The 24,650-nt window shown below is 66.4% G+C and carries 21 protein-coding genes and 1 tRNA gene; 2 read left to right on the top strand and 20 right to left on the bottom strand.

Annotated features, from left to right (window positions below):
• The first annotated feature begins 108 nt into the window (after positions 1–108).
• A complete protein-coding gene (locus BBSC_RS03280) occupies positions 109–2,190 on the top strand; it encodes a M13 family metallopeptidase (RefSeq protein ID WP_033518920.1) in 2,082 nt (693 codons plus the stop codon).
• 114 nt (positions 2,191–2,304) lie between these two features.
• Here the strand turns inward: BBSC_RS03280 and BBSC_RS12775 are convergent, their stop codons facing one another.
• The 10 genes from BBSC_RS12775 to BBSC_RS03230 form a co-directional block, all read right to left on the bottom strand.
• Positions 2,305–3,075 (bottom strand): single-stranded DNA-binding protein, encoded by a 771-nt coding sequence (locus BBSC_RS12775; RefSeq protein WP_081893057.1) that lies wholly within the window; start codon positions 3,073–3,075, stop codon positions 2,305–2,307.
• 679 nt (positions 3,076–3,754) lie between these two features.
• A complete protein-coding gene (locus tag BBSC_RS03270; protein ID WP_033518921.1) occupies positions 3,755–5,536 on the bottom strand; it encodes a proline--tRNA ligase in 1,782 nt (593 codons plus the stop codon).
• Between the two features lie 141 nt (positions 5,537–5,677).
• Positions 5,678–7,024 carry a polysaccharide deacetylase family protein gene (locus BBSC_RS03265; protein ID WP_051923268.1) on the bottom strand — a complete coding sequence of 449 codons (1,347 nt, stop codon included), beginning with the start codon at positions 7,022–7,024 and terminating at the stop codon, positions 5,678–5,680.
• 377 nt (positions 7,025–7,401) lie between these two features.
• The gene (locus tag BBSC_RS03260) at positions 7,402–7,833 is read right to left on the bottom strand and encodes a hypothetical protein (RefSeq protein ID WP_033518922.1); all 432 of its coding nucleotides are present in this window, start codon (positions 7,831–7,833) and stop codon (positions 7,402–7,404) included.
• A 141-nt stretch (positions 7,834–7,974) separates the two neighbouring features.
• Entirely contained in the window at positions 7,975–9,390 is a 1,416-nt protein-coding gene (locus BBSC_RS03255) for a DEAD/DEAH box helicase (RefSeq protein WP_033518923.1), read from the bottom strand.
• 118 nt (positions 9,391–9,508) lie between these two features.
• Positions 9,509–10,357: a Cof-type HAD-IIB family hydrolase gene (locus tag BBSC_RS03250; protein ID WP_033518924.1), complete on the bottom strand. Its 849-nt coding sequence runs from the start codon at positions 10,355–10,357 to the stop codon at positions 9,509–9,511.
• Positions 10,358–10,396: 39 nt separating this feature from the next.
• Positions 10,397–11,047, bottom strand: a complete 651-nt coding sequence (orn, locus tag BBSC_RS03245; RefSeq protein WP_033518925.1) for an oligoribonuclease — start codon at positions 11,045–11,047, stop codon at positions 10,397–10,399.
• A 312-nt stretch (positions 11,048–11,359) separates the two neighbouring features.
• Positions 11,360–12,904 (bottom strand): IMP dehydrogenase, encoded by a 1,545-nt coding sequence (gene guaB, locus BBSC_RS03240; protein ID WP_033518926.1) that lies wholly within the window; start codon positions 12,902–12,904, stop codon positions 11,360–11,362.
• Between the two features lie 69 nt (positions 12,905–12,973).
• Complete coding sequence (locus tag BBSC_RS03235; protein WP_033518927.1) at positions 12,974–14,131, bottom strand: MraY family glycosyltransferase; 1,158 nt, start codon at positions 14,129–14,131, stop codon at positions 12,974–12,976.
• Positions 14,128–14,787 carry an L-threonylcarbamoyladenylate synthase gene (locus BBSC_RS03230; protein WP_033518928.1) on the bottom strand — a complete coding sequence of 220 codons (660 nt, stop codon included), beginning with the start codon at positions 14,785–14,787 and terminating at the stop codon, positions 14,128–14,130. Before BBSC_RS03230 ends, BBSC_RS03235 begins: the two co-directional genes overlap by 4 nt.
• A 179-nt stretch (positions 14,788–14,966) precedes the next feature.
• Between BBSC_RS03230 and BBSC_RS03225 the strand changes: the two genes are divergently transcribed.
• Positions 14,967–15,635 carry a sugar O-acetyltransferase gene (locus BBSC_RS03225; protein ID WP_033518929.1) on the top strand — a complete coding sequence of 223 codons (669 nt, stop codon included), beginning with the start codon at positions 14,967–14,969 and terminating at the stop codon, positions 15,633–15,635.
• A gap of 7 nt (positions 15,636–15,642) precedes the next feature.
• Here BBSC_RS03225 and BBSC_RS03220 read toward each other — a convergent pair whose 3' ends face one another.
• From BBSC_RS03220 to BBSC_RS03175, 10 genes are all read right to left on the bottom strand, one after another.
• Complete coding sequence (locus tag BBSC_RS03220) at positions 15,643–16,347, bottom strand: ABC transporter ATP-binding protein (protein WP_033518930.1); 705 nt, start codon at positions 16,345–16,347, stop codon at positions 15,643–15,645.
• Positions 16,347–17,207, bottom strand: a complete 861-nt coding sequence (locus tag BBSC_RS03215; RefSeq protein WP_033518931.1) for an ABC transporter ATP-binding protein — start codon at positions 17,205–17,207, stop codon at positions 16,347–16,349. Before BBSC_RS03215 ends, BBSC_RS03220 begins: the two co-directional genes overlap by 1 nt.
• Before the next feature lies 1 nt (position 17,208).
• Entirely contained in the window at positions 17,209–18,318 is a 1,110-nt protein-coding gene (locus tag BBSC_RS03210; RefSeq protein WP_081893058.1) for a branched-chain amino acid ABC transporter permease, read from the bottom strand.
• A 2-nt stretch (positions 18,319–18,320) separates the two neighbouring features.
• Complete coding sequence (locus tag BBSC_RS03205; RefSeq protein WP_033518932.1) at positions 18,321–19,247, bottom strand: branched-chain amino acid ABC transporter permease; 927 nt, start codon at positions 19,245–19,247, stop codon at positions 18,321–18,323.
• 172 nt (positions 19,248–19,419) lie between these two features.
• A complete protein-coding gene (locus BBSC_RS03200; protein WP_033518933.1) occupies positions 19,420–20,610 on the bottom strand; it encodes an ABC transporter substrate-binding protein in 1,191 nt (396 codons plus the stop codon).
• Between the two features lie 273 nt (positions 20,611–20,883).
• Positions 20,884–21,816 carry a peptide chain release factor N(5)-glutamine methyltransferase gene (gene prmC, locus BBSC_RS03195; RefSeq protein ID WP_033518934.1) on the bottom strand — a complete coding sequence of 311 codons (933 nt, stop codon included), beginning with the start codon at positions 21,814–21,816 and terminating at the stop codon, positions 20,884–20,886.
• Positions 21,817–21,943: 127 nt separating this feature from the next.
• Positions 21,944–23,032: a peptide chain release factor 1 gene (prfA, locus tag BBSC_RS03190; RefSeq protein ID WP_033518935.1), complete on the bottom strand. Its 1,089-nt coding sequence runs from the start codon at positions 23,030–23,032 to the stop codon at positions 21,944–21,946.
• Between the two features lie 170 nt (positions 23,033–23,202).
• Complete coding sequence (gene rpmE, locus BBSC_RS03185) at positions 23,203–23,415, bottom strand: 50S ribosomal protein L31 (RefSeq protein WP_033518936.1); 213 nt, start codon at positions 23,413–23,415, stop codon at positions 23,203–23,205.
• A gap of 127 nt (positions 23,416–23,542) precedes the next feature.
• Positions 23,543–23,616: transfer RNA gene (locus tag BBSC_RS03180), tRNA-Ile, on the bottom strand.
• Between the two features lie 108 nt (positions 23,617–23,724).
• Complete coding sequence (locus BBSC_RS03175) at positions 23,725–24,492, bottom strand: ECF transporter S component (RefSeq protein ID WP_231649018.1); 768 nt, start codon at positions 24,490–24,492, stop codon at positions 23,725–23,727.
• Positions 24,493–24,650 lie beyond the last annotated feature (158 nt).

Below are 24,650 nucleotides of genomic sequence, written 5' to 3'. Positions count from 1 at the left end.
TGTCTAATTCTCACCGCCGGCATAATAGGCCATTATGTCTAATTATTCGGCCATGCATCCCTTGGCTCGGTCCGCCGATTGTCATTCAACGCGAATAGGCTTTGAACCATGACTACAGATTTGACTTCCGGCATCGATCCGGCATCGTTCTCCTCCGTCATCGCCCCTTCCCATGACCTGTTCCGCTATGTCAACGGCCCGTGGATCGACACCTACCGCCTGCCTGACGACAAGGCGCGGTACGGCTCCTTCGACAAGCTCGCCGAGGAGTCCGAAAACCAGATCCGCGACATCCTCGAGGAGGACGGCTGCCCCGCGACCAAGTCGCGCATCCTCTACCGCTCCTTCACCGACACCGACGCCGTCGAGGCCGCCGGCGTCACCCCGATCAAACCAGCGCTCGATGCGGTCGACGCCGCCGCGGACAAGGCCGAGCTCACCCGCGTGCTCGGCGCGCTCAACCCCACCGACATGACGCCCAGCCCGTTCGACATCGGCACCGCCGGCGACCCGGCGGATCCGGACACCTATATCATGTTCGTCGAACAGTCCGGCCTCGGCCTGCCCGACGAGGCCTACTACCGCGAAGATCACTACGCCCCGATCCGCGAGGCGTACGTGGAGATGGTCGCCAAGCAGCTGTGCCTGGCCGGCTGCGCGGATACAACGCACGCCGAGGACCAGGCCCGCCGGTTCCTCGCCATCGAGACGCGCATCGCCGCGAGCCACTGGGACAACGTCACCACCCGCGATCCGCAGAAGACCAACAATCCGACCGACTACGCCACGCTGACCGGCGAGCTCGCCCACTTCGACGTCGCGGCGTGGGCCAAAGCCTGGCAGACCGCCTATGACAAGACCGCGGCGGCCGCGGCCCAGCCCGTGGACCTGGTCGCCGCCCTGCAGCGCACGATCGTGCGCGAGCCGAGCTTCCTCACCGGCTTCGACGCGTTCTGGGACGAGGCCGACCTCGAGGATCTCAAGCTGTGGGCCCGGGTGCACGTCATCATCGGCTCCGCGAGCATGCTCAGCCACGATTTCGACGCCACGAACTTCGACTTCTACGGCAAGGTGCTCTCCGGCACCACGCAGCAGCGCGACCGCTGGAAGCGCGGCGTATCGCTGGTCAACAGCGTCTGCGGCGAGGAGGTCGGCCAGGAGTACGTCAAGCACCACTTCCCCGAAAGCTCCAAGCAGCGCATGGAGCAGCTCGTCGCCAACCTGATCGACGCCTACCGCGTGTCCATCACGAACAGTACCTGGCTGGGCGAGGAAACCAAGACCAAGGCGCTCGAGAAGCTCTCCAAGTTCACCCCGATGATCGGCTACCCGGATCGCTGGCGCGACTACAGCGCGCTCGACGTGCGCGAGGGGAACGGCCTGATCGCCAATATGGCCGCGGCGGCCCTGTATGAGTATGGTTACCAGCTGGCCAAGGCCGGCAAGCCGGTGGACAAGAGCGAATGGTTCATGAACCCGCAGACCGTGAACGCCTACTACGAGCCGAGCATGAACGAGATCGTGTTCCCGGCCGCGATCCTGCAGCCGCCGTTCTTCAACCCGCAAGCCGATGATGCGGCCAACTACGGCGGCATCGGCGCGGTGATCGGTCACGAGATCGGCCACGGATTCGACGACCAGGGGTCACAGTACGACGGCGACGGCGCGCTGCGCGACTGGTGGACCGCCGAGGACAAGGCGAACTTCAAGAAGCGCACCACGGCGCTGATCGAGCAGTACAACGCGTTCGTGCCCCCGCAACTCGCCGAGAAGTACGCGGACGACCCGAGCAGGGCCCCGCACGTCAACGGCGCGCTGACCATCGGCGAGAACATCGGCGATCTGGGCGGCGTGAACATCGCGCTCAAGGCGTACGCGTTCGCGCTGGACAAGGCCGCCGGCCGCCCCGAGGATGGTTCGCCCGAGGCGATCGAGGCGTCGCTCGCCACCGCCCCGGTCATGGACGGCTTCACCGGACTGCAGCGCTTCTTCCTGAGCTACGCTTCGATCTGGCGCTCGAAGAACCGCGACGAGCTGGCCGAGCAGTTCCTGCAGATCGACCCGCACTCCCCCGCCGAGTGCCGCACCAACGGCATCGTGCGCAACGTCGACCTGTTCTATAAGGCCTTCGACGTGCACGAGGGCGACGCCATGTGGCTCGCGCCCGAGGCACGCGTCGCGATCTGGTGACGGCCGCCGGAGATGATGCCGACGCTGCACACGGCGTCGGCATCATCTCCGGTATCGAACCGCCGTCTTACGGGGATGTGAACCGAACCGCCTCATTATTTGCAAGGTAGACCGCTAGAACTCCGGTCCGGCGAATTCCCCGCTCGCAGCAACCCCGGCACTTGGCGCGCTGCCCCCATCCACCGCGGCCGCGCTGTCGGTGGACGCACCACTGCTGGTTACGCTTTCGCCAACCGTGCTTTCACCAACCGCATCGGGGCCGCCATAGGAACCTTCGCCGGAACCACCGTCGGAGACTCCGGCCGCCGCGGCGGCTTGATTTACGCCGGCCTGGCCCGCACCGCCCTGCCCTGCGCCGGAATCCCCTCCGGTCTGGCCCATCCCATGCTGATTCAGGCCGCCCTGATTTGGCTCCGGCTGCGGATCGATCTGCACACCGAGCGGCATGCCGCCCTGAGGCCCGATCGATGCGCCCTGCGGCGAACCGTTCCGTTGGTCGCGCGGCGCATCGGTGGCCTCCCGTCTTGGCCGGTTCAGATAGGTGGTGCCGTAGTTGAGGTCGTGACCGATATTGCTGGCCACCAGAAACGTCCTCGCACGCTTTTCGTTGGTTTCGGTCTGCCATTCCTCCGTGCCGAGCACCCCGGTGACGATGACCGGATCGCCGACGCGCAGGGACACCAGCACGTTCGAGGCCAGCGCGCGATACGCCTTGACCGTGATCCATGTGGTCGGCAACGACACCCATTGACGATTGGCGTCATAGTAGCCGCGGGAGCATCCCAGCCGAAAAGAACACACCGTTGGCGGATTGTTGGTTCCGTATGCCTGCGGGGCTCCGCCCACTCGCCCGGTCATAGTGATGACGCCCTGCTGCAATGCCATAATGGTCCTTCCGCCGATTGCCAAGTTGGACTGCGCGAGCCACAACGCAAGGGACCTTCGGGAACCGTTCCCTCGTCAACCAGCACTGTGAACCGCGCGGTGCACACCACTATGCCCCGATCCCGCGCGGCGCCGGACGGTTCGCGGGCATTGTGCACGCAGAGACGACCCTTCGGCGTGTTGTGGATAACTTTTTGTGGACAACCCAGCATGTTATCCACACCATGCCGCTCCGGCGCGATGCGACCGGCTCCGTCACACCACAATTGACACGCTCCCGCCAGCGAGGCGAAATACGTCGAAACCAGTCTGGTATCCTGCGTCGTAAGTTCGTGTACTATGTCTGGCTCCACTCTTGGAGGCTGAGCCGTGAAGCAAACAGCGGAGCTGTTTGCAAGCGAAGGCGAGACGACAGCCGAGCAGACAAGGCTGCGGCCGCAAGGCCGTCCGTGATTGCAGGACGAGCCGGCCGCGAAGCGGCCTGAGGGGAGCATTACCACGAACACCTGAATCAAGCCGATTCGCATGAGTTCCCCTCAGTCGGCCACGCCGACAGCTCCCCTCAGAGAGGGGAGCCAGAATTACTCAACGAACTCACGGCACAGGACATTGGCCATAAAAAATCCCCCGCCCGCAACATACGGGCGAGGGATCGGAAGCAGCGAAAAACGGCAGCCGATTACAGGCGATCCGCGATCACCTGGGCGGCCTCGGCGACCGGCACGGCGACGGAGTTGCCGCCATCGCGGTCGCGCACCTCGATGGTGCCGTTGTTGACCGTGTCGCGGCCGGCGACGGCGATCAGCGGCACGCCGATCAGCTCGGCGTCCTTGAACTTGACGCCCGGCGACACCTTCTTGCGATCGTCATAGATGACCTCGACGCCTCGGGCCTCCAGCTCGCCGACCAGCTTCTCGGCGGCCTCGAACGCGGCCTCGTCCTTGCCGGTGGCCATCACATGCACCTGCGCGGGGGCGATGACCGCCGGCCACGCCAGGCCCTTGTCGTCGTGATGGGTCTCGGCGATGCAGGCGAGCACGCGGGAGACGCCGATGCCGTAGCAGCCCATCCACACCGGCACGGTCTTGCCGTTCTGGTCGAGCACCTTCAGGTCCAGTGCCTTGGAGTACTTGAGGCCCAGCTGGAACACCTGGCCGATCTCCACGCCGCGCTCGAAGCTCAGCGGGCCGGAACCGTCCGGGCTCATGTCGCCATGACGCACCTCGACGGCCTCGACGGTGCCATCGGCCACGAAATCGCGGCCGTACACGGCGTGGAAGCGGTGCTCGCCGGCCTTGTCGCCGCCGATGATCCACTCGGAGCCCTCGGCGACGTGCGCGTCGATGAAGAACCGCACCGGTTCCTTGACGCCCGCGGCCTCGCCCTGCTTGCCGAACACCATCGGGCCCATGTACCCGGCGACCATTTCGGGATGCGCCTTGAGGTCCTCTTCGGTGGACTCCTCGATCTCGGCGGGCGCGAACTGCGCCTCGAGACGCTTCATATCGACCTGGCGATCACCCGGCAGCGCCACGGCGACGACCTCGCGCCACGGCTCGTCGTGGTCCTCGTCCTCGGCATGCAGCAGGGTGACGGCCACGGTCTTGAGCGTGTCGGCGGCGGTCCATTCGCGGCCGTCCTCGCGCGGATACAGCTTGTTAGCGGTGGTGACCAGCGCCTCGATGGTCTTGGAATCCGGGGTCTCATGGCTCGCCATGGCGGGCGTTGCGGAGCAGTCGACGGCCGGCACCTCGGGCGTGGTCAGCGCCTCGACGTTCCAGGCCTTGCCGGACGGGGCGAGCGCGAAGGTGTCCTCGCCGATCGGCATCGGGGCGAGGAACTCCTCGGACGCGGAACCGCCCATCGGGCCGGACATCGCGAACACCGGCACGTACCTGAGATCGAGGCGCCGGAAGATGCGCTCATAGGCGCCGCGCTCGTCGTAGTAGGCCTTGCGCATGCCCTCCTCGTCGATGGTGAACGAGTAGGCGTCCTTCATGATGAACTCGCGGCCGCGGATCAGGCCGGCGCGCGGGCGGAACTCGTCGCGGTATTTGGTCTGGATCTGGTAGAGCGTGACCGGCAGGTCCTTGTACGACGAGTACATGTCCTTGACCAGCAGCGTGAACATCTCCTCGTGCGTGGGCGCGAGCAGGTAGTCGGCCTCGTGGCGGTCCTTGAGACGGAAGATGTTGTCGCCGTACTCCTCCCAGCGGTGGGTGGCCTCATACGGCTCGCGAGGCAGCAGCGCGGGGAAATGCACCTCCTGGGCGCCGATGCCGTCGATCTCCTCGCGGACGATGGCCTCGATCTTGTTGAGGACGCGCAGGCCGAGGGGCAGCCACGTCCAAATGCCGGGCGCGGCCTTGCGGATATAGCCGGCGCGCTGCAGCAACTTGGCGGAATCGACATCCGCATCGGCGGGGTCCTCGCGCAGGGTGCGCAGGAACATGGTAGACATACGAAGTGCTGTGGAACTCATGGGTTCCAAGGTACTCAATCAAGGGGACGTATACGGGACCTTCTGCCGGCATACGGCCCCGTTCGGCGCCCCGGCGGGCCGTATGCCGGCAAGTGCCGGCCCGGCGGAACGTCCGACCGCCTACGCGGGATCGCCGAGATAGTAGTACATGGCGCCGGGAGTCAGGTCGCCGTCGAGCAGGTGCGGGATCGTGACCGGGGTGAGCCCCTTGTCCCTCAGCCCCTGCACGATGCCGGGGATCGCCTCGATCGTGTCCTCGTTGCCGTCATGCAGGGATATGATCGACCCGCGCGTCGCAGCGCCGACGACGTTGTCGCGGATGCCGGGCGCGCTGGCGCCGCGCTCCCAGTCGCGGGAGTCGACGTTCCACAGGATCATCGTCTGACCGCTGGCCTTCGCCTGCTCCCTGACCGCATCGCTCCATGCGCCGTCCGGAGGCCGGAACAGCGTGACCGGCTGCCCGGTGGCCGCCGAAATCACGGCATCGGTGTCGTCGAACCATTTCTTCAGCTGGTCGGCCGGCATGTCATGCAACTGCGTGTGGCGCCACGACATGCTGCCCACCGCGTGCCCCTCGGCGACCTCGCGCTGCACCAGTTTCACGTTGCTTCCCGATACGTACTGCCCCTGCACGAAGAACGTGGCCTGGACGCCGGCCGCCGCCAGCGCGTCCAGCAGTTTCGGCGTGAGCTGCTTGTTCGGCCCGTCGTCGAAGGTGAGGGCCACGCAGGCGTGGAAGTGGCAGTCGTTCGGCAGCGCGCCGACCACTGCGTCATAGGAGGATTGCAGCGAGACCAGTATGTCCAGATACCGGTCGTTGCCGACGTCGGTTCCGCCGTTCATCGCCTGGTTCGCCGCATCGACGGCCGACTGCAGCGCGGCGCGCAGCCCCTCGTCGGCCTTGCCGGCGCTACGAGACATCGCCAGCGTGGCGTCGGGCAGCAGCGCCGCGATCTGGCTGCGCGAATCGCTGTTGCGCTTGCCCTCGATGCTCTGCTTGACGATGTCGGCCTGATACTGCACGGTAATCATGCGGTTGGTCATCTGGCTGTCGGCCCGGCCGAGCGCGTCGGCGCGATCGTCGAGATTCGCGACCGCCATATCCTCGGCGCATGATCCGCTCGCCAGCTCGTCCATGTCCGTGCCGTCGCTTCCCGACGTCATCGGCGCGATGGTCGACTTGAGATCGTCGAGGTATTCGGGATTCGCCACATACGCCGGGTCGGTCCGCGCCAGTTTGCCGGCGGCGCCGACCGTGGACGCATACGAGGTGTAGGTCTTGGCGAAGTCCGACTGCGCGCTGACGCAGGAGGCCAGCGCCTTGGCGTGATTCGCCGCGCGGACATCGAGGATACGCTTCGTGATCGTGTACCCGGCGAACACCACCGCGGCAACGAAGGCGCCGATCAGTATCACCGTCAGCGGATGCACGCGGCGGGCGCCGCGCCGGGAACCTCCTTTGGCCATCCCGTGCTCCTTCCTCGCCGCGAGACGCAGACATGCGGCCGCCTGCTTCGCGCCTGCGGACCGGCCACGGCCGCATGGCCCGTTCCCGCCCGCAGCGCCGCATACGCGCCGGTCCGCAGCGCTTCGTCAACGCCAACGATACTCCCGCGCGCCCGTTGTACGGCATGTGGTATCAAAGACGCGAGTTGTCGGTGCGAGGGGTTTTATGCAACCGATTGTTGTAACGTTCAAAAGCCCCGTTAACCCCATGCGCAACCGGTTTCTATACCGAGCCGCGCACCGACAACTCGCCATTACCGTGCAATTCGCCGAACCCGAGCCGCCGATTCGGCCATCCGCCGACGCGAACACGCATCGGCGGATGGCCGTTCACCGGTTCACCGCCGCGATTGCCCGTCGATCTGCTCGTCGATCTCATCCTCGAGTATCTCCCGGTTGAGGTCGAACATCGGGTAGGCGAACACCGGCAGGATCAGCAGGCATCCGACCAGATAGAACAGATCCGCCAGCGGGAACAGCCCAAAAAAGCCGACCGCGTTGGGGATCAGCAGGCCTACGCACACGACGGCCATGCCGACCGGCGGCAGCGTATACCAGATCACCCGATTCGGCGCATCGTCGGCGGTCTTGCGCGCCACCGAATCCTGATAGATCGGCACGATGAACATCAGCCCGCCGACGATCATCATCACGTCGGTGAGCTTGACGGTGCCGAGCGCCGGCACCGCAGGCGTCTGGAACATCAGGAACGCCAGGAACAACACCACCATGCCGGCCAGGGAGACCACATACTTCCATGTACGCTTCATCACGCACCTCCTGATTCATCGCCCGGCAAACCACGCCCAACGATGCGCGAAGCCGCCGAGATACCCCCATCCTACCTCGCACGCGGCGCCGGGTCACGGTACGACGCGGCATCGCCCCGGCCCGCTTCGCGTAGCGGCGCGTCAGAACAGCTCCGCCTGCTCGAATTCCCCGCCGGAATCGGATTCCGGATGCTCCGGCGCCGGTTTGAACGCGGCGACGCCCTCCTCGGCAAGCCGGTCCGAAGCCGCAGCCGAACCGGAACGCAGCGTGCCGTCGAGCATCACCGCGTCAGGGGACACGAAGAACATGCGTTCGCTCACCCCGGCCAGATACAGGCCGTTCATGCTTTCCACGCGGGACAGCGCCACGTAGCCCATGCCGGGCGCGAAGGTGCGCTTCAGGTCCATGACGGCCCGGTCGAGCGTCATGCCCTGCGACTTGTGGATCGTGATCGCCCATGCGCAGCGCAGCGGCACCTGGTTGACGGACGCCAGCACGGTCTCGCCGTCCATCATCTCCCACGCGGCCTGCTTCATGGTCACGATGTTGCCGTTCTCGAATTCCACGATGGGCCAGCCGCCCTTGGCCTCGGGCGCGAAGCCGCGCACCGTGCCGATCGACCCGTTGACGTACTGGCGGTCCGTGTCGTTGCGCAGCGCCATGACCGCCGCGCCCTCCTTGAGCACGAGCTTGTCCGGGGCGAGCATGTTCTTCTTCAGCCGTTCGACCAGATTCGCCGGCCCGGCCTGCTCGGCGAAGAAGGTGTGCTCCTCGCTGGCGATCTGCGCGAGCCGCAGATCGTTGAGCCCGTCGGCCTGCCGGTTGACCGGGAACAGATGCACGGCCACCTCGCCGGGAGCCGGGGCGAGGCCGAGGCGGGCGGCGAGCACGTCGTGGTCCTCGGCCGACACGCAGCCCTCGCGGATGTCGGTGAGCACGGTGAGCAGCTGGCCGTCGTCCTGGCGATGCTGCTCGGTCAGATAGCAGATCACCGGGTCGAGTTCGTCCCACACCAGCGATTCGGTGACGAACCCCTCGGGATTGCGCCCGGCCTTCGCGTACCGCTCGCGGGACGCGAGGAATTCCGGCGTCGGAGAGACCATGTCGTTGTTGCGGCCGGACACGCTCACCGGCGGCAGCTGGAAGAAGTCGCCGGAGAGCACCACCTGCAGCCCGCCGAACGGACGGGGGTCGCGGCGCACCTCGCGGCACACCTGATCGACCATGTCGAACAGCCACGCGTGCATCATCGACACCTCGTCGATGACCAGGATGTCGGTGGACTGTATCTTGCGCCGGCGCCTGGTCTTGATGAGCTTGAGCAGGTTCGCGCTCAGCGACGTGGCCACGCCGACGCCGCTCCACGAGTGGATCGTCTGGCCGTTCACATGCGTCGACGCGATGCCGGTCGACGCGGTGACGGCCACGGAGGCGCCGTCCGCCCTCGCCTGCCGGATGAACTCGTTGAGCACGTAGGTCTTGCCGGCACCGGGCGCACCGGTGAGGAACACGTTGGCTCCGGCGTTCAGAATCGCCAGGGCTTCGGATTGACGCATGCCACTCCCCTCTCATTCATGCCGGCACGCCGCATTCGAACCGCAGCGACCCGAACCGCACCGAACCGACCCCGGCCCGCCCGGGAACGACCCGGCCGCACGGCCAGTGCGCCCTACGCTACACCAGCCGATCGAGCACCGCGAGCACGCCGTGGTCGGCGTTGGACGGGGCGATGTACCGGGCCGCCTCCTTGAGCGCGGGATGCGCGTTGCCCATCGCGAACGAGTAGTCGCCGGCCCCGAGCATCTCCAGATCGTTGAGATAGTCGCCGAACACGGCGGTCTGCGACCGGCTGACGCCCAGATCGCGCTGCAGGGCCTCCACGCCGCGGCGTTTGTCGGCGTCCGGATTCATGATGTCGACCCAATGCGCGCCCGACACGACGACCTGATGGTCGCGCGAGATGTCCCCGAGCAGGTCGGCGGCCATCGCCTCGGCGTCGGCGAAGTCGAAGATCGCGAGCTTCAGGATCGTCTCGTCGGCGTTGTCCAGCACCGCGTACAGATCGTCCACGATCTCCAGCGCCGCATAGTACTTGCGGCATTCGGCGACGAACGCCTCGTCGGCGCGCTGCACGTAGGCGGACGCCAACCCGCATACCACCAGTCCGATGTCATGCGCCCCCGATGCCACCGCATCGTTCACCATGCCGATCACCCGGCGCGCGAGGTCGAACCCGATGCCGTGCACCTCGACGATCCGGCCGTCGGCGGCCACCACGTTGCCGTTTTCGGCGATGTACGACAGTTCGCCGCCGGCCCGGTCTGCGAACATGGCGCGCAGGGTGGCGTACTGGCGGCCGGACGCGGGCACGAACTCGACGCCCCGGGCGCGCAGCCGGTCGAGCACGCCCCAGAATTCCTCGGGAATGCGGCTGTGCTCGTCGAGCAGCGTGCCGTCCATGTCGGCCACGACGAGCCGGATGTCCAGAGGCCCGGCGATGGCGGCCCAATCAGTTGCGGTCATATGGGTCCTTTCGGAGCGGATGGCCGGAATCCGGCGGAACTACTTGTTGAGGATGCTGGTGGCCGTGATGTCGGCGCAGATCCGCTGCGCGGTCTCGGCGTCCGGGCCGGGGGCCGGGGCCATGAACGCCTCGCGGTAGTAGCGCAGCTCGTCCAGCGACTCGATGATATCGGCGAGCGCGCGGTGCCCGCCGTTCTTGGCCGGGCGGTGCTCGTACACGTCCGGGTACCAGCGGCGGGCGAGCTCCTTCAGGGTGCTCACGTCGACGCTGCGGTAGTGCAGGTGGCTCATCAGACCGGGCATGTAGTGGTCGAGGAACTTCTTGTCGGACCCGATGGTGTTGCCGGCGAGCAGCGGGCGCACGCCGTCCGGGGTGAAGCGCAGCACGTACTCGGTGACCTTGCGCTCGGCCTCGGCGAGCGGCAGGCCGTGCTCCCACTCGTTAATCAGGCCGGAGCGGGTGTGCATGTTGCGCACGAAGTCGTTCATATGCGCCACGGCGGCGTCGGACGGCTTGATCACGTAGTCGACGCCCTCATCGAGCACGTTCAGATCGAAATCGGTGGGGACGACGGACACTTCGACCAGCTCGTCGCCGCCGAAGATATCGAGACCCGTCATCTCGCAATCGATCCAGATCAGGCGCGATTCCTTCGCGCCGTAGGTTTCCGCATCATGGCTGTCCACCATCGCCGTACCTCTTTCCGTTACGTGCTGAACATCCGAGACTATCGCGCGGCCGATACAAAAGCGCCGCCGCGAACGGCTTCGGAAACATCGCCCGATATCTCGCCGATCACCCCTGCTGGCATACAGCCGGATCCGGGGCTTCTGCGGGCCATATGCCAGCACGGGTGGACGGTGGATGGATAGATGGATGATGTTGCGTCTCGCGGACCCGCAAAAAGCTAGGTCTGAGCATGCCGAACAACGAAAAACGCCCCCCTGCGGATGCAGGGGAGCGTTGCGTGGGCTAACGGCCGAAACGGCCCGGGATGCGCCTTACTGGCGGCCCGAGTAGTTCGGGGCCTCGGCGGTCATCACGATGTCGTGCGGGTGGGACTCGCGCAGGCCGGCGTCGGTGATGCGGATGAAGCGGCCCTTCTCGCTCATCTCCTTGATGTTGTGCGCGCCGATGTAGAACATCGACTGGTGCAGGCCGCCGATCATCTGGTAGAGCACGGCGTTGAGCGGCCCGCGGTACGGCACCTCGCCCTCGACGCCTTCCGGCACGACCTTGTCGCTGCTGGTCACGTCGGCCTGGAAGTAACGGTCCTTCGAGTAGCTCTTCTTGCCGCGCGGGGCCATCGCGCCGAGCGAGCCCATGCCGCGGTACAGCTTGTACTGCTTGCCGTGCAGGAGCACCTTTTCGCCGGGGGCTTCCTCGCAGCCGGCGAGCGTGCCACCGAGCATCACGGAGGAGGCGCCGGCCACCAGGGCCTTGGCGATGTCGCCGGAGTAGTGGATGCCGCCGTCGGCGATGCACGGCACGCCGGCGGCCTTGCAGGCCAGGGAGGCTTCGTACACGGCGGTGAGCTGCGGGACGCCGACGCCGGCGACCACGCGCGTGGTGCAGATCGAGCCGGGGCCGACACCGACCTTGACCGCGTCGACGCCCGCGTCGATCATGGCCTGGGCACCGGAGCGGGTGGCGATGTTGCCGCCGATGACCTGCACGTCGCGGAACGCCGGATCGGACTTGATGCGGCGGATCATGTCAAGCGCCAGACGGGCCTCGCCGTTGGCGGTGTCGACGACGAGCACGTCGACACCGGCCTCCATCAAGGCGGAGGCGCGCTGCCAGGCGTCGCCGAGGAAGCCGACGCCGGCGGCCACGCGCAGGCGGCCCTGGCCGTCCTTGGTGGCGTCCGGGTACTGCTCGGTCTTGACGAAGTCCTTGACGGTGATCAGGCCGGTCAGGTGGCCCTCGCCGTCGACCAGCGGCAGCTTCTCGACCTTGTGCTCGGCGAGCAGGCGGTGCGCGTCGTCCTTGGAGATGTCGGACGGACCGGTGACCAGGTTCTCCTTGGTCATCACGTCGCGCACCTTGAGGTGGTCGTAGTCGTCGGACGCGATGAAGCGCATGTCGCGGTTGGTGATGATGCCGACGAGCTTGTTCTCCTTGTCCACGACCGGCAGGCCGGAGATGTGGAACTTGCCGCACAGCTTGTCGAGGTCGGCGAGCGTGACGTCCGGGTTGACGGTCAGCGGATCGGTGATCATGCCGGACTCGGAGCGCTTGACGACGTCGACCTGGGCGGCCTGGTCGTCGATCGACAGGTTGCGGTGCAGCACGCCGATGCCGCCGTTGCGGGCCATGGCGATGGCCATCTCGGACTCGGTGACGGTATCCATGGCAGCGGAGATCGCCGGAACCTTCATGGTGATCTCGCGGGTCAGATGCGTGGTGGTATCGACTTCGGAGGGGATGACGTCCGTCTCGTTCGGCAGCAGCAGCACATCGTCATAGGCGAGGCCGAGCTGGGCGAAGATCGGAGGAAGGGGGGCGTACGAGGAATCTGCATTCATGTCAGGAGTTAAAGCCATAGAACCACTATATGAGCGCGGGGTGACGAACTGGCGGCTCGCTGTCGGGACCCGTGTCTACCGCCCGATCTACCGCTTCCCCGACTTCTCCCCCGTGGAGTGCTTGGCCCTGTCCAACGCGGCGTTTTCCGCGCGCAATTCGGGCAGGCGGTGGCGCAGGTACGGATACATCGTGACCACGGCGAGCACGACCGTCGCGACGGCCATGCCGATCGCCACATAGCGCGCGCGGAAGAACAGGATCATGATCGAGCCGAACGAGATCAGGGCGGCCCAGCCCCACAGCGTGAGCACCGCGCCCTGCACGCTGTGCCCGATCTTGAGCATGCGGTGGTGCAGGTGCATGCGGTCCGGGTGCATCGGCGACTGCCCCTTGGCCAGGCGCCGCACGATCGCCATGCACATGTCGAGCACCGGCAGGAACAGCACGAGGATCGGCAGCAGGATCGGCATGAACACCGGCAGGTACACGCTGGCGTGGATCGAGGCCGGGTCGAGCCGGCCGGTCATGATGATCGACGCGCAGGTGATGAGGTAGCCGAGCAGCATGGAGCCCGAGTCGCCCATGAACAGCTTCGCCGGGTGCCAGTTGTGCAGGATGAACCCGACGCAGATGCCGACCATCGCCACGTCGATCAGCGTCGCCATCGATGCGTAGGACGGCGAGCTGCGCGCGATGATGTACGAGTAGATGGCGAAGGCGATGCCGCCGATCGCCACGATGCCCGAGGCGAGGCCATCCAGCCCGTCGACGAAGTTGACGGCGTTGATCGAGGCCACGATCAGGAACGCGGTGATCGTGATCGAGATGCTCGGCGATGCGGTGACCAGCGACCCCAGCGGCAGCGAGATGATCTGCAGGCCGCCCCACGCCACGAACACGGCGATGAGCAGCTGCCCGGCCATCTTGAGCATCCAGTCGAGGTCCCACAGGTCGTCGGCCATGCCGAGCAGGCAGATCAGCACCGCGCCGGCCATCACCACCCACGCCTGATGGCTGGATCGGAACAGCACGGAGATGAACGGCACGCGGCTGGCCACCAGCATCGCACCGATGAATCCGGCGAGCATGCCGAGCCCGCCCATGCGCGGCGTCGGGATCGTGTGCACGTCGCGCGCACGCACCTTGCCGACCGCGCCGATGCGGATCGCGATATGGCGGATCAGCGGCGTGATCAGCCAGGTGATGCCGCCGGCGACCGCAGCGATGAACAGATAGACCCTCATGCGCCGAGTCCCCCGCCGTTCAGGTGAATGGCACGGCGGATCACCGACTGGGGGATCACGCCCTCGCGCAGGATGTCGATGCCATCACGGGACAGCGGGTTGGCGGCCACCACGGTGCTGGCGACATGGCCTTGGGTCGGGCCGCCGTTCAGATACAGGTCGACGGCGTCGCCGAGCGAGGCCTGCGCCTCCTCGACGGTCTGCGCGCTCTCCTCGCCCGAACGGTTCGCGCTGGATGCCGCCAGCGGGCCGATCTGCCTGAGGATGCGCAGCGTGACCGCGGAATTGGGGATGCGGATGCCCTGCGTGGCGAAGCCCTGCCGCGCGCGGTTGACCGTGGCCAGGTCGCAGTCTTCGCGGGCCACGGCGATCGGGGAGAACGCGCCGGGCAGGAACTGCGCGGCGAGACGGTTCAGCGGCGCCGGCAGGTCGAGACCGAGCTCGTCGAGCTGGTCGACGGAGGCGAGCAGCACCTGCAGTGCCTTGAAGCGGGGGCGGTGCTTGGCCTCGTAGATGCGCGCGATCGCCTTGGCGTTGCGCGGGTCGCAGGCCACACCGTACACCGTGTCGGTCGGAATGACGACCAGACCGCCATTGCCGATGATGGTCCTCGCCTTGGCGAGGGATTCGTCATCCACCGTGCGTACTGAACTCATGGCACCTCCCATTGTCGTTCACCACAACCAACTATTGCACCATTGTGCCGCGACTTGGAACCGGGAGGGCTCCCGAGCGCCTGCCGCCATGCCGATGCCGGCCCGGCGCCGCCTTATTCCGGGCGATCGGCGGCGGCGCACGGCGTGTCCCGGCACTGACAGGCGCGAATATATGACGTATGACCATTCACAACGCCACGACCCCGCCCGTCGAACTGCGCCTGCCGCGCCGCTCCGAACGCGAGGAGATGCTTGACGGCAAACTGTACAATCCCGCCGATCCCGAGCTCAGCGCGCTGCGCGAGCGCTCCGCCGACCTGTGCTCGCGGTTCAACGCGCTGCCCAGGGGCGCCCACGCCGAGCGCGCGGCCGTGCTCGACGAGCTGCTGCCCCACCACGGCGAGGGGCTCGACGTGCTCGGACCGGTGTTCTTCGACTACGGCTGCCATACGACGATCGGCAGCCGCGTGTTCGCGAATTTCAACTTCACCGTACTCGACTGCGCGCCGGTGACCATCGGCGACGACGTGCTGTTCGGCCCGAACGTGTCGCTGCTGCCGCCGATGCACCCGCTGCGCTGGCAGGACCGCAACACGCGCATCGCCGACGACGGGTCGTCGTACGACTACGAGTACGGCCGGCCGATCGTCATCGGCTCGAACTGCTGGTTCGGCGGCAACGTGACGGTGCTCGGCGGCGTGACCATCGGCGACGGATGCGTGATCGGCGCCGGCGCGGTCGTCACCCGCGACATCCCGGCCGGCTCGGTGGCGGTCGGCAACCCGGCGCGCGCGATCCGCGCCATCACCGACGCGGACGCCTCCGTATACCAGGAGTACGCGCGGTAGGAGCGGATCAGGCGCCGAGGTACGCCTTGCGCACCTTCTCGTCGTGCAGCAGGTCGGAGGCCTTGCCCTCCATGGTGATCCGCCCGGTCTCCAGCACGTAGGCGCGGTCCGCGATGGACAGCGCCATCTTCGCGTTCTGCTCGACCAGCAGCACGGTGATGCCCTTGTCGCGCAGCGTGACGATGATGTCGAAGATCTCCTTGACCAGCAGCGGCGACAGGCCCATCGACGGCTCGTCCATCAGCACGGTCTTCGGATGGCTCATCAGCGCGCGGCCCATGGCCACCATCTGCTGCTCGCCGCCGGAAAGCGTGCCGGCCAGCTGGCGGCGGCGCTCCTTCAGGCGCGGGAAATAGTCGAACACCATGTCGAGGTCCTTGCCGAGCCCGGACTGGTCCTTGAGGCTGAACGCACCCATCTCCAGGTTCTCCTGCACGGTCATGCGGGTGAACACGTGGCGCCCTTCGGGCACGTGGGCCATGCCCAGCGTGACGATCTTGTTGGGATGCGTCCTGAGCAGGTCGTGGCCGTCGTAGGTGATGGAGCCGGACTTGGCCTGCACCAGACCGGTGATGGTGTGCAGCGTGGTCGTCTTGCCGGCGCCGTTGGCGCCGATCAGCGAGACGATCTCGCCGTCGTCCACATGCAGGCTGATGCCCTTGACCGCCTCGATGGCGCCGTATGCGACGCTCAGATCCTTGATGTCCAGCATCAGCGTTCACCTTCCTGAATCGTCGTGGCGATGCTCGGCTCCGCCTGCGCGTGGCTGGTGGAGTCGCCCGCGGCGTCATCGTCGTCGCTGCTGCCCAGATAGGCGGAGATGACCTGCGGGTTGCTGGCGATCTCCTCGGGCGTGCCGGACGCGATCGTGCGGCCGTAGTCGAGCACCTGGATGCGCTGGCACACGCTCATCACCAGGCTCATGTCGTGTTCGATGAGCAGGATGGCGATGCCGAAGCGGTCGCGGATCACGTTGATGCAGCGCAGCAGGTCCTCGGTCTCGGTCGGGTTCATGCCGGCCGCCGGCTCGTCGAGCAGCAGCAGTTTCATGCCGGTCGCCAGGGCTCGCGCGATCTCCAGCTTGCGCTGCTGGCCGTACGGCAGGTTCGCCGCCTGCGTGGAGGCCAGGCCGTCGAGGTCGAAGATGCGCAGCAGATCCATGGCCTTGGCGTGCATCTCGCGCTCCTGCCGCCAGAACGCGGGCAGGCGGAGGATGGCGCCGCCCATGCGGTAGGAGAAGGACCGGTCGAAGGCGACCAGCACGTTCTCCTCGACCGTGAGCTGCTTGAACAGGCGGATGTTCTGGAAGGTGCGGGCGATGCCGGCGCGCACGACCTGATAGGTCTTCTTGCCGTTCATCCGCTCGCCGTCCAGGCGGAATTCGCCTTCGGTCGGCCGGTACACGCCGGTGAGCAGGTTGAACACCGTGGTCTTGCCGGCGCCGTTGGGGCCGATCAGGCCCACGAGCTCGCCCTTGTTGATGGTCATGGTGAAGTCGGACACGGCCTTGAGGCCGCCGAACGTGATGCCGAGATGCTCGGCCTGCAGGATGGGCTGCGCGTTGTCGCTCATATCAGGCCTCCTTCGATGACGTGGCTTGCGGCTTGGCCTGTGCCCCGGCCGGCAAGCCGGGGACCCCGAGCGTGCCCGGCGCCCCCGGCTTGCCGGCCTTGGTGGCCTTGTTGCGGAACAGCAGACGGTTGACCACGCGCGGCAGCGAGAACTCCCACGAGCCGAAGATGCCCTGCGGGCGGAAGATCATGACCAGCACGAGCACCACCGAGTAGGCCAGCATGCGGTAGTCCGCGAAGGCGCGCAGCAGCTCGGGCAGGATGGTCAGGCCGACGGCCGACACGATCGAGCCGGTGATCGAGCCCATGCCGCCGAACACCACCATGATCACGTAGTTGATGGAATTGAGCCAGCCGGCCATCGTCGGGTTCAGCGAACCGATGTACTGGGCGAAGATGCCGCCGGCGATGCCTGCGAAGAACGCGGAAATCGCGAAGACCAGCACCTTGAGGTAGGTGGTGTTCAGGCCCGACGCCCCTGCGGCGATCTCGTCGTCGCGGATGGCCTTGACGGCTCGCCCGTAGCGCGAGCGGCCGAACATGAACAGCACCACCACGGTGACGACCATGATCCAGAACACGACGTACAGGTTGGCGGTGCGGTCGATGCCGATCAGCGCCTGCCCGGCCGCGCCCTTGTCGAGGCCCATGCCGCCGGCGACCTTGAGGTTCTGGATGATCACGCGGATGATCTCGCCGAAACCGAGGGTGATGATCGCCAGATAATCGCCGTGCAGGCGCAGCGCCGGGATGCCGATGAGGATGCCGAACACGCAGGCGACGACCCCGCCGAGCAGCGTGGTGACCAGGAAGCGCGTGGTCGGGTCGAGCGCCATGCCGCTGGCGACCATGTACTTGCTGGCCAGCGCGGCCACGTAGGCGCCGATGGCCTCGAAGCCGCAGCAGCCCAGCGTCAGCTGGCCGAGCACGCCGATGGTGAGGTTCAGGGAGGTGGTCATGATGATGGCGATGCACGCGGTCATCATGATGCCCTTGATGTAGGAATCGGCCAGTCCCGTCTCGCACACGGCCATGACCGCGCCGAAGATGGCGAGGACGCCGACGAGGCACACCAGATAGGACTGTGCGGTGGAAAGCATTGTCTTCTTCATCGTCAGACCTTCTCTCCCTCGTTCTTGCCCATGATGCCGGAGGGCTTGACAAGCAGCACGATGATGAGGATGGCGAACACGATGGCGTCGGAGAACGCCGAGGTGATGATGCCACCGGTGATGGTGCCGATGTACGCCTTGGTCAGGCTCTCGATCAGGCCGATGGCCAGACCGCCGACCATGGCGCCGGGGATGGACCCAATGCCGCCGAGCACCGCGGCGACGAAGGCCTTGAGGCCCAGCATGGCGCCCATCATCGGGGAGACCTGCGGATAGGCGGCGCAGTACATCAGCGAGGCCACCGCGGCCAGGCCGGAACCGATGGCGAAGGTCAGCGCGATGGTGGAGTTGACGTTGATGCCCATCAGCACGGCGGCCTCCTTGTCCTCGGAGACGGCGCGCATGGCCTTGCCCTGCCGCGTGAACTTGACGAACAGCTGCAGCCCGACCATGATGACGATGCCGATGACGATGGTCAGCAGCGTGTCGCCGGCGAGCTTGAGCTTGCCGAAGGTGATCGAGGGCAGGTGGAAGATCGTCGGCACGGTCTGGAAGTCGGCGCCGAACACGGCCTGGGCGCCGTTCTCCAGCAGCAGGGACATGGCTATGGCGGTGATCAGGGCGGTCATCGAGTTACCCTTTTCGCGCACCGGCTTGTAGGCGGCCTTCTCGACGATGACGCCGACGGCCACGCACACGAGGATGGCGGGGATGATGGCCAGCCAGGCGGGCATGCCGAGGCTGACGACGACGGGAATGGTGAGCATCAGCACATAGGCGCCGACCATGATGAAATCGCCGTGGGCGAAGTTGATCAGTCGGATGATGCCGTAGACCATGGTGTAGCCCAGAGCCACCAGCGCGTACACGCTGCCGATCTTCAGGCCGTTGAACAGCTGGCTGACGAACATGATGAGTTGATCGGTCATCGTTCCCCCTTTCTGAATCTCAATATTCTGAATCTCAATATGTTGAATACGGTTATCGAATGTCCGGAAACGCGCCATGAAAACGCGAAAGGGAGAGGGCCGGGCAAACCGGCCACTCTCCTGCATCGCATCCCATGCTAGAGCGCGGGGACTGGAATCATGCGGCGGTGATTCACTCGGGCTGGACGGTGGTGTTGTAGACGGGCTTGCCGTCCTTGAGCTCCAGCACGATCACGGACTTGGTCGGCGAGCCGGACTTGTCGAGCGTGAACTTGCCGGTCACGCCGTCGAAGCTCATGCCGGACACGGCGTTGCGCACGTCCTCGCGGGTGGCGTTCTTGCCGGCCTTCTCGATGGCCTGCTTGAGCATGTAGATGGTGTCGTAGCCCAGGGCGGCGAAGGTGTTCGGGTCGCTGTTGTTCTTGGACTTGTAGGACTTGATGAAGTCCTGCACCTTGGAGTTGGAGGTGTCGTCGGCCGAGTAGTGGGTGGTGTAGAAGGTCTTGTCGTACTGCGCCTTGTCGCCCACGAGCTTGAGGCCGTCGTAGCCGTCGGGGCCCATCACGTAGCCGGTGAAGCCGACGGAGCGGGCCTGCGGGATGATGTACGGCCCGGCGACCGAGTAGTAGTACGGGGCGTAGAGGAACTCGGCGCCCGAGGCCTGGATCTTCTGCAGCTGGGCCGAGTACTCGGTGTCGTCGGCCGAGGAGGAGCTCTCCTTGGCCACCACGTCGAGGCCGAGCTTCTCGGCGGCCTTGGCGAAGGCCTCGCCCACGCCGGAGGAGTACGGGTCGCCGGTGCCGTACAGCACGGCGACCTTCTTGACCTTCAGGTTCTCGGCGGCGAAGCGGGCGGCCACCTCGCCCTGGTACGAATCCTTGAAGCAGGTGCGGAACAGGTAGTTGCCGGTCTCGATGGAGTCGGAGGTGGCGGCCGGGGCGATGGCGACCAGCTTGGACTGGTCGGCCAGCGGCGCGACGGCGGCGGTGGTGGCGGAGATGGTCGGGCCGGCCACGGCGAGCACGTTGTTGTCGCCGGCGAGCTTGTTGAACGCGTTGGAGGCCTCGGTGGCGTCGCCCTTGTCGTCCATGGACTCGAGCTTGACCTTCTTGCCGTTGATGCCGCCCTTGTCGTTGATCTCGGACACGGCCAGCTCGAAGCCCTTGACCTCGGCCTCGCCGTATGCCGCGGCGGTGCCGGAGTTGGTGGTGACCGAACCGATGGTGATGGTGTCGCCCGATGCGGCGCTGGAGCCGGAGTCGGACGAATCGTCCATGCTGCCGCCGGAGCAGCCGGCAAGCGACATGGCCATGGCAGCCGCGGCGCCCGCGGCAACGAACTTATTGGAGAGCTTCACACTCATTCCTGAATTCCTTCTTCTGGATTCTTCCGAAAAAACATCGACGATATGGCGGTGTATCCCGCTGTCGTCCGTATCGATTCATGATTGCTTCATGCTTCATCCGCCCAGGTTGCGGCGGATATACCCATATGAAACACATCCGTGAGCGACGGCTTGTGGCCAGCTCACATAAACCCCTCATGATGTCTTCAGGTGACTGTTATACGGGCACCCCCGCGAAAAGCGCAAGGCCCATGTCCTCATCGTGAGACGCGATGCCGGAGGAATGCGAGGCTAGACCGCCCCGCGCGCGTCCGCCGAGGCCACGGCGAACAGGTAGCGATCCCTGCCGGTCCAGTCCTTGCCGGTGTATGCCCCGGTGAATCCGGCGTGTGCGGCGAAGGACACCAGCCGGTCGCCCTGCGAGACGTCGTGTTCCATGATCAGGACGCCGCCGGGCCTGAGCAGCCGGCGGGCGCGCGTGATGATGCGCTCGGGGATCAGCGTGCCGTCCGCGGACCCGCCGTACAGGGCCAGTTCCGGATCGTGGTCGCGCACTTCGGGCTGTTGGGGGACCTGCGTGAGCGGCACATACGGCGGATTGGAGATGACGATGTCGATCGCGCCGTCGAGATGGGCCAGCGTGGTCAGCGCCGTGGCGTCGGCGATCTCCAGCTGGTAGTTGGACGCGATGGAGGGGTGGCTGCGCGAGGCCTCCATCAGATTGCGCCGGGTCCATTGCGCGGTGTCCCGGGACAATTCCACGGCCCATACCCTGCTGCCGGGCAGTTCGGTGGCCACGGACAGGCCGATCGCGCCGGAGCCTGCGCACAGGTCGACCACGCGCGGGTGGTCCAGCCCGTTCGCGGTCAGCCAGTCCATGCCGGCCTGCACCACGGTTTCGGTCTCCGGCCGCGGGATGAACACGCCGGGGCCGACCTTGAGGTCGAGATAGCGGAAGGGCGCGTGCCCGACGATGTACTGCAGGGGCTCGCGCTTGGCACGCCGATCGAGCATGGCCCGGAAATCGGCGAGCTGTTCGGAGGTGCCGACGCACTCCCCCATCATCATCGCCCTGTCGACGTCGCGCAATTCGGCGCCGGTGGCCTCGGCCAGCAGCAGCTTGGCGTCATGTTCGGGCGTGTCGATGCCCGCCTCGCGCAATTGCGAAGAGGCTTGGCTGATGATGTCGGTAATAAGCACTGGCGGTCTCCGTTGGTCGGGCATTAGGCTCCCCTCAGTCTCGCTTCGCGAGCCAGCTCCCCTCAGAGAGGGGAGCCATTGGAATAGCTCTGGCTCCCCTCTCTGAGGGGAGCTGTCAGCGGAGCTGACTGAGGGAAGTCGCCCGACAAAATCACTTCTGGTTGGCGAGGCGTTCGGCCTCGTCGGCCTGGATGTCGGAGTCGATCACGGCCTGCAGATCACCGTTGAGCACCGCGTCCAGGTTGTACGCCTTGTAGTTCGTGCGATGGTCGACGATGCGGTTCTCCGGGAAGTTGTACGTGCGGATGCGCTCGGAGCGGTCGAGCGAACGCACCTGCGAGTGGCGCATGTCGGCGGCCTCGGCGGCCTCCTGCTCGTGCTTCATGGCCAGCAGACGGGACTTGAGCACGCGCAGCGCGGCCGCGCGGTTCTGGATCTGCGACTTCTCGTCCTGCATGCTCACGACGATGCCGGTGGGGATGTGGGTCATGCGCACCGCGGAATACGTGGTGTTCACGGACTGGCCGCCGGGGCCGGAGCTCATGAAGATGTCGATCTTCAGGTCCTTCGGATCGATCTCGATCTCGTCGTCGTCCTCATCAGCTTCAGGGAACACGATCACGCCGGCCGCCGAGGTCTGGATGCGCCCCTGCGATTCGGTGACGGGGATGCGCTGCACGCGGTGCACGCCGCCCTCGTATTTCAGGCTGGCCCATACGCCGTCCTCGGGCGCAGGGGTGCCCTTGGCGCGGATCGCGATCTGCACGTCCTTGACGCCGCCCAGCTCGGTTGTGTTCTCGGACTGCACGGCGACCGTCCAGCCGCGCTTCTCGGCGTAGCGCGTGTACATGCGCAGCAGGTCGCCGGCGAACAGCGCGGCCTCCTCGCCGCCGGTGCCGGCCTTGATCTCCATGATCGTGTCGCGGGCGTCGTCGGGGTCGCGCGGGATCAGCGCGTTGCGCAGCTTGTCCTCGGCCTGGGGCAGCTCGTTTTCGAGGCGCTTGGCCTCCTCGGCGAAGTCGGCGTCCTCGCCGGCCATCTCGCGCGCGGCCTCCAGATCGTCGCGGACCCGCAGGTATGCGGTGTATGCGGAGACGATGGCGCCGAGTTCGGCATGGCGCCGTCCGAGCTTGCGGATCTTGTCCGGATTGGACACCACGTCGGGATCGGCCATCTGCATTTCGAGATCGCGATACTCCTTGAGCGCGGTTTCGGCCGCGGGGAACTGTTCTTCTGCCATGTCGATCCTTATGTCCGATCCTTGTGTCCGGTGGCGCCCGCCCGGAAGGGGCGGCGCCTGTTGCTGGGCGCGGCCGGCCGCGCAGGCCGGAGTGCCGCATATACAAAAACGCCAGTCCGCGACACGGTGCGCCGAAGCGCGCCGCATCGCATGGACTGGCGTCGTGGAAGCTACTTGGCCTTCTTGCCGTAGCGCTTCTCGAAGCGAGCCACGCGGCCGCCGGTGTCGAGAATCTTCTGCTTGCCGGTGTAGAAGGGGTGGCACTTCGAGCACACGTCGACCGTCATGTGGTCTTCCTTGGCGGTGGAACGGGTGACGAAGGTGTTGCCGCACGAGCAGGTGACCTGCACGGCATGATAATCGGGGTGGATACCCTGCTTCATGGTATGTCTCCTATGGAATTCGGGGGACCCGGGTCGCCAGCCCCTATGGCGGGCGTGAACCGGAACCTATGGGATTGTACGCCGGGGTGAGGACGGCATGCGCCGCGCCCGGCGCGCATGCGGAAAGTGGGGCCGCAGGGGCTTGAACCCTGGACCGGCGGATTATGAGTCCGATGCTCTAACCGACTGAGCTACAGCCCCACGCTGGACGCCCAGCTTGCGGGAAACCAACCTGACCAGTGTAGCAAACCGCCTGACCGGCCAGGCCGGCGCACCGGCGCCGGGGTGTCGGGCGCCGTACCCGCGCCGTCACGCCTCGCGCTGGCGCTGCGACAGCGCGCGCCCGGACGCGAGCCGTTCCAGCACGCCGGTCTTGGCGAGCGCGATATAGAGCCACCAGCTCATGACGCCGCTGAAGACGACGCCGCCGACGAGCTCGGCGATCATGTGCACGATGCCGCGCGGGCTGAGGAACGACACGCCCTGATAGTAGAACAGCATGAGATAGCAGCCGTAGACCAGCGCCGTCAGCGCGCCCGAGACGATGGCCGTCGGCAGGTTGAACACGCGGTACCGCGTCACCGCGAAGGGTATTTCGGCGGCGAGCCCCTGCAGCAGGGTGGAGATGAGGATGAGCGCGATGGAGAATTGGCTGCCGATGGTCGACTCGATGAGCGAGCCGACCAGGTTGACGTAGACGGCCGCGCCCGGCTTGCGCAGGATCAGCAGCGCGAGCGTGCCGGAGAAATACCACATGGCGTGGAACATGCTCATCAGGCCCGGCAGGATCGCGCCGAGCAACGCGGAGAGCGGCGCATACCCGAAGTTGAGGCCCCAGAACAGCACGCCGCACGCCGCGCCCAGCGCCGCCCCGACGGCGATGTCCTGCGGCTTCCAGCGCAACCGGGAACCGGCTTGGCCGCCGGCCGCCGGGCTGGACGGCGAATCGGACGTTGATGGATTGACTGACTGATCGATCGGATGCTTGGCCGCATCGGACATGGCATGCTCCTGCCTGCTACCGCCGCACACGGCATGGGCATGGCAGCCGGCGCAAGCGGCGCCGCGACCCGCCATGAGCGCTCCTTGACCTGTGCGGCTCGGGCGGGAACGCCGCACGTCACGTTAGCATCGGCCCGGCCCGGGCGCAATCGCCGCCGTTTCCGTCCCGCGCGCGGCACGGCCGCAGGGCGGAAACGACATGACCGTGACATGACCGCGGAAAACGACAGGGC

The sequence above is a fragment of the Bifidobacterium scardovii JCM 12489 = DSM 13734 genome (genome assembly GCF_001042635.1).
Lineage (GTDB): Bacteria > Actinomycetota > Actinomycetes > Actinomycetales > Bifidobacteriaceae > Bifidobacterium > Bifidobacterium scardovii.
This window is presented reverse-complemented; position numbering and strand designations above follow the sequence as displayed.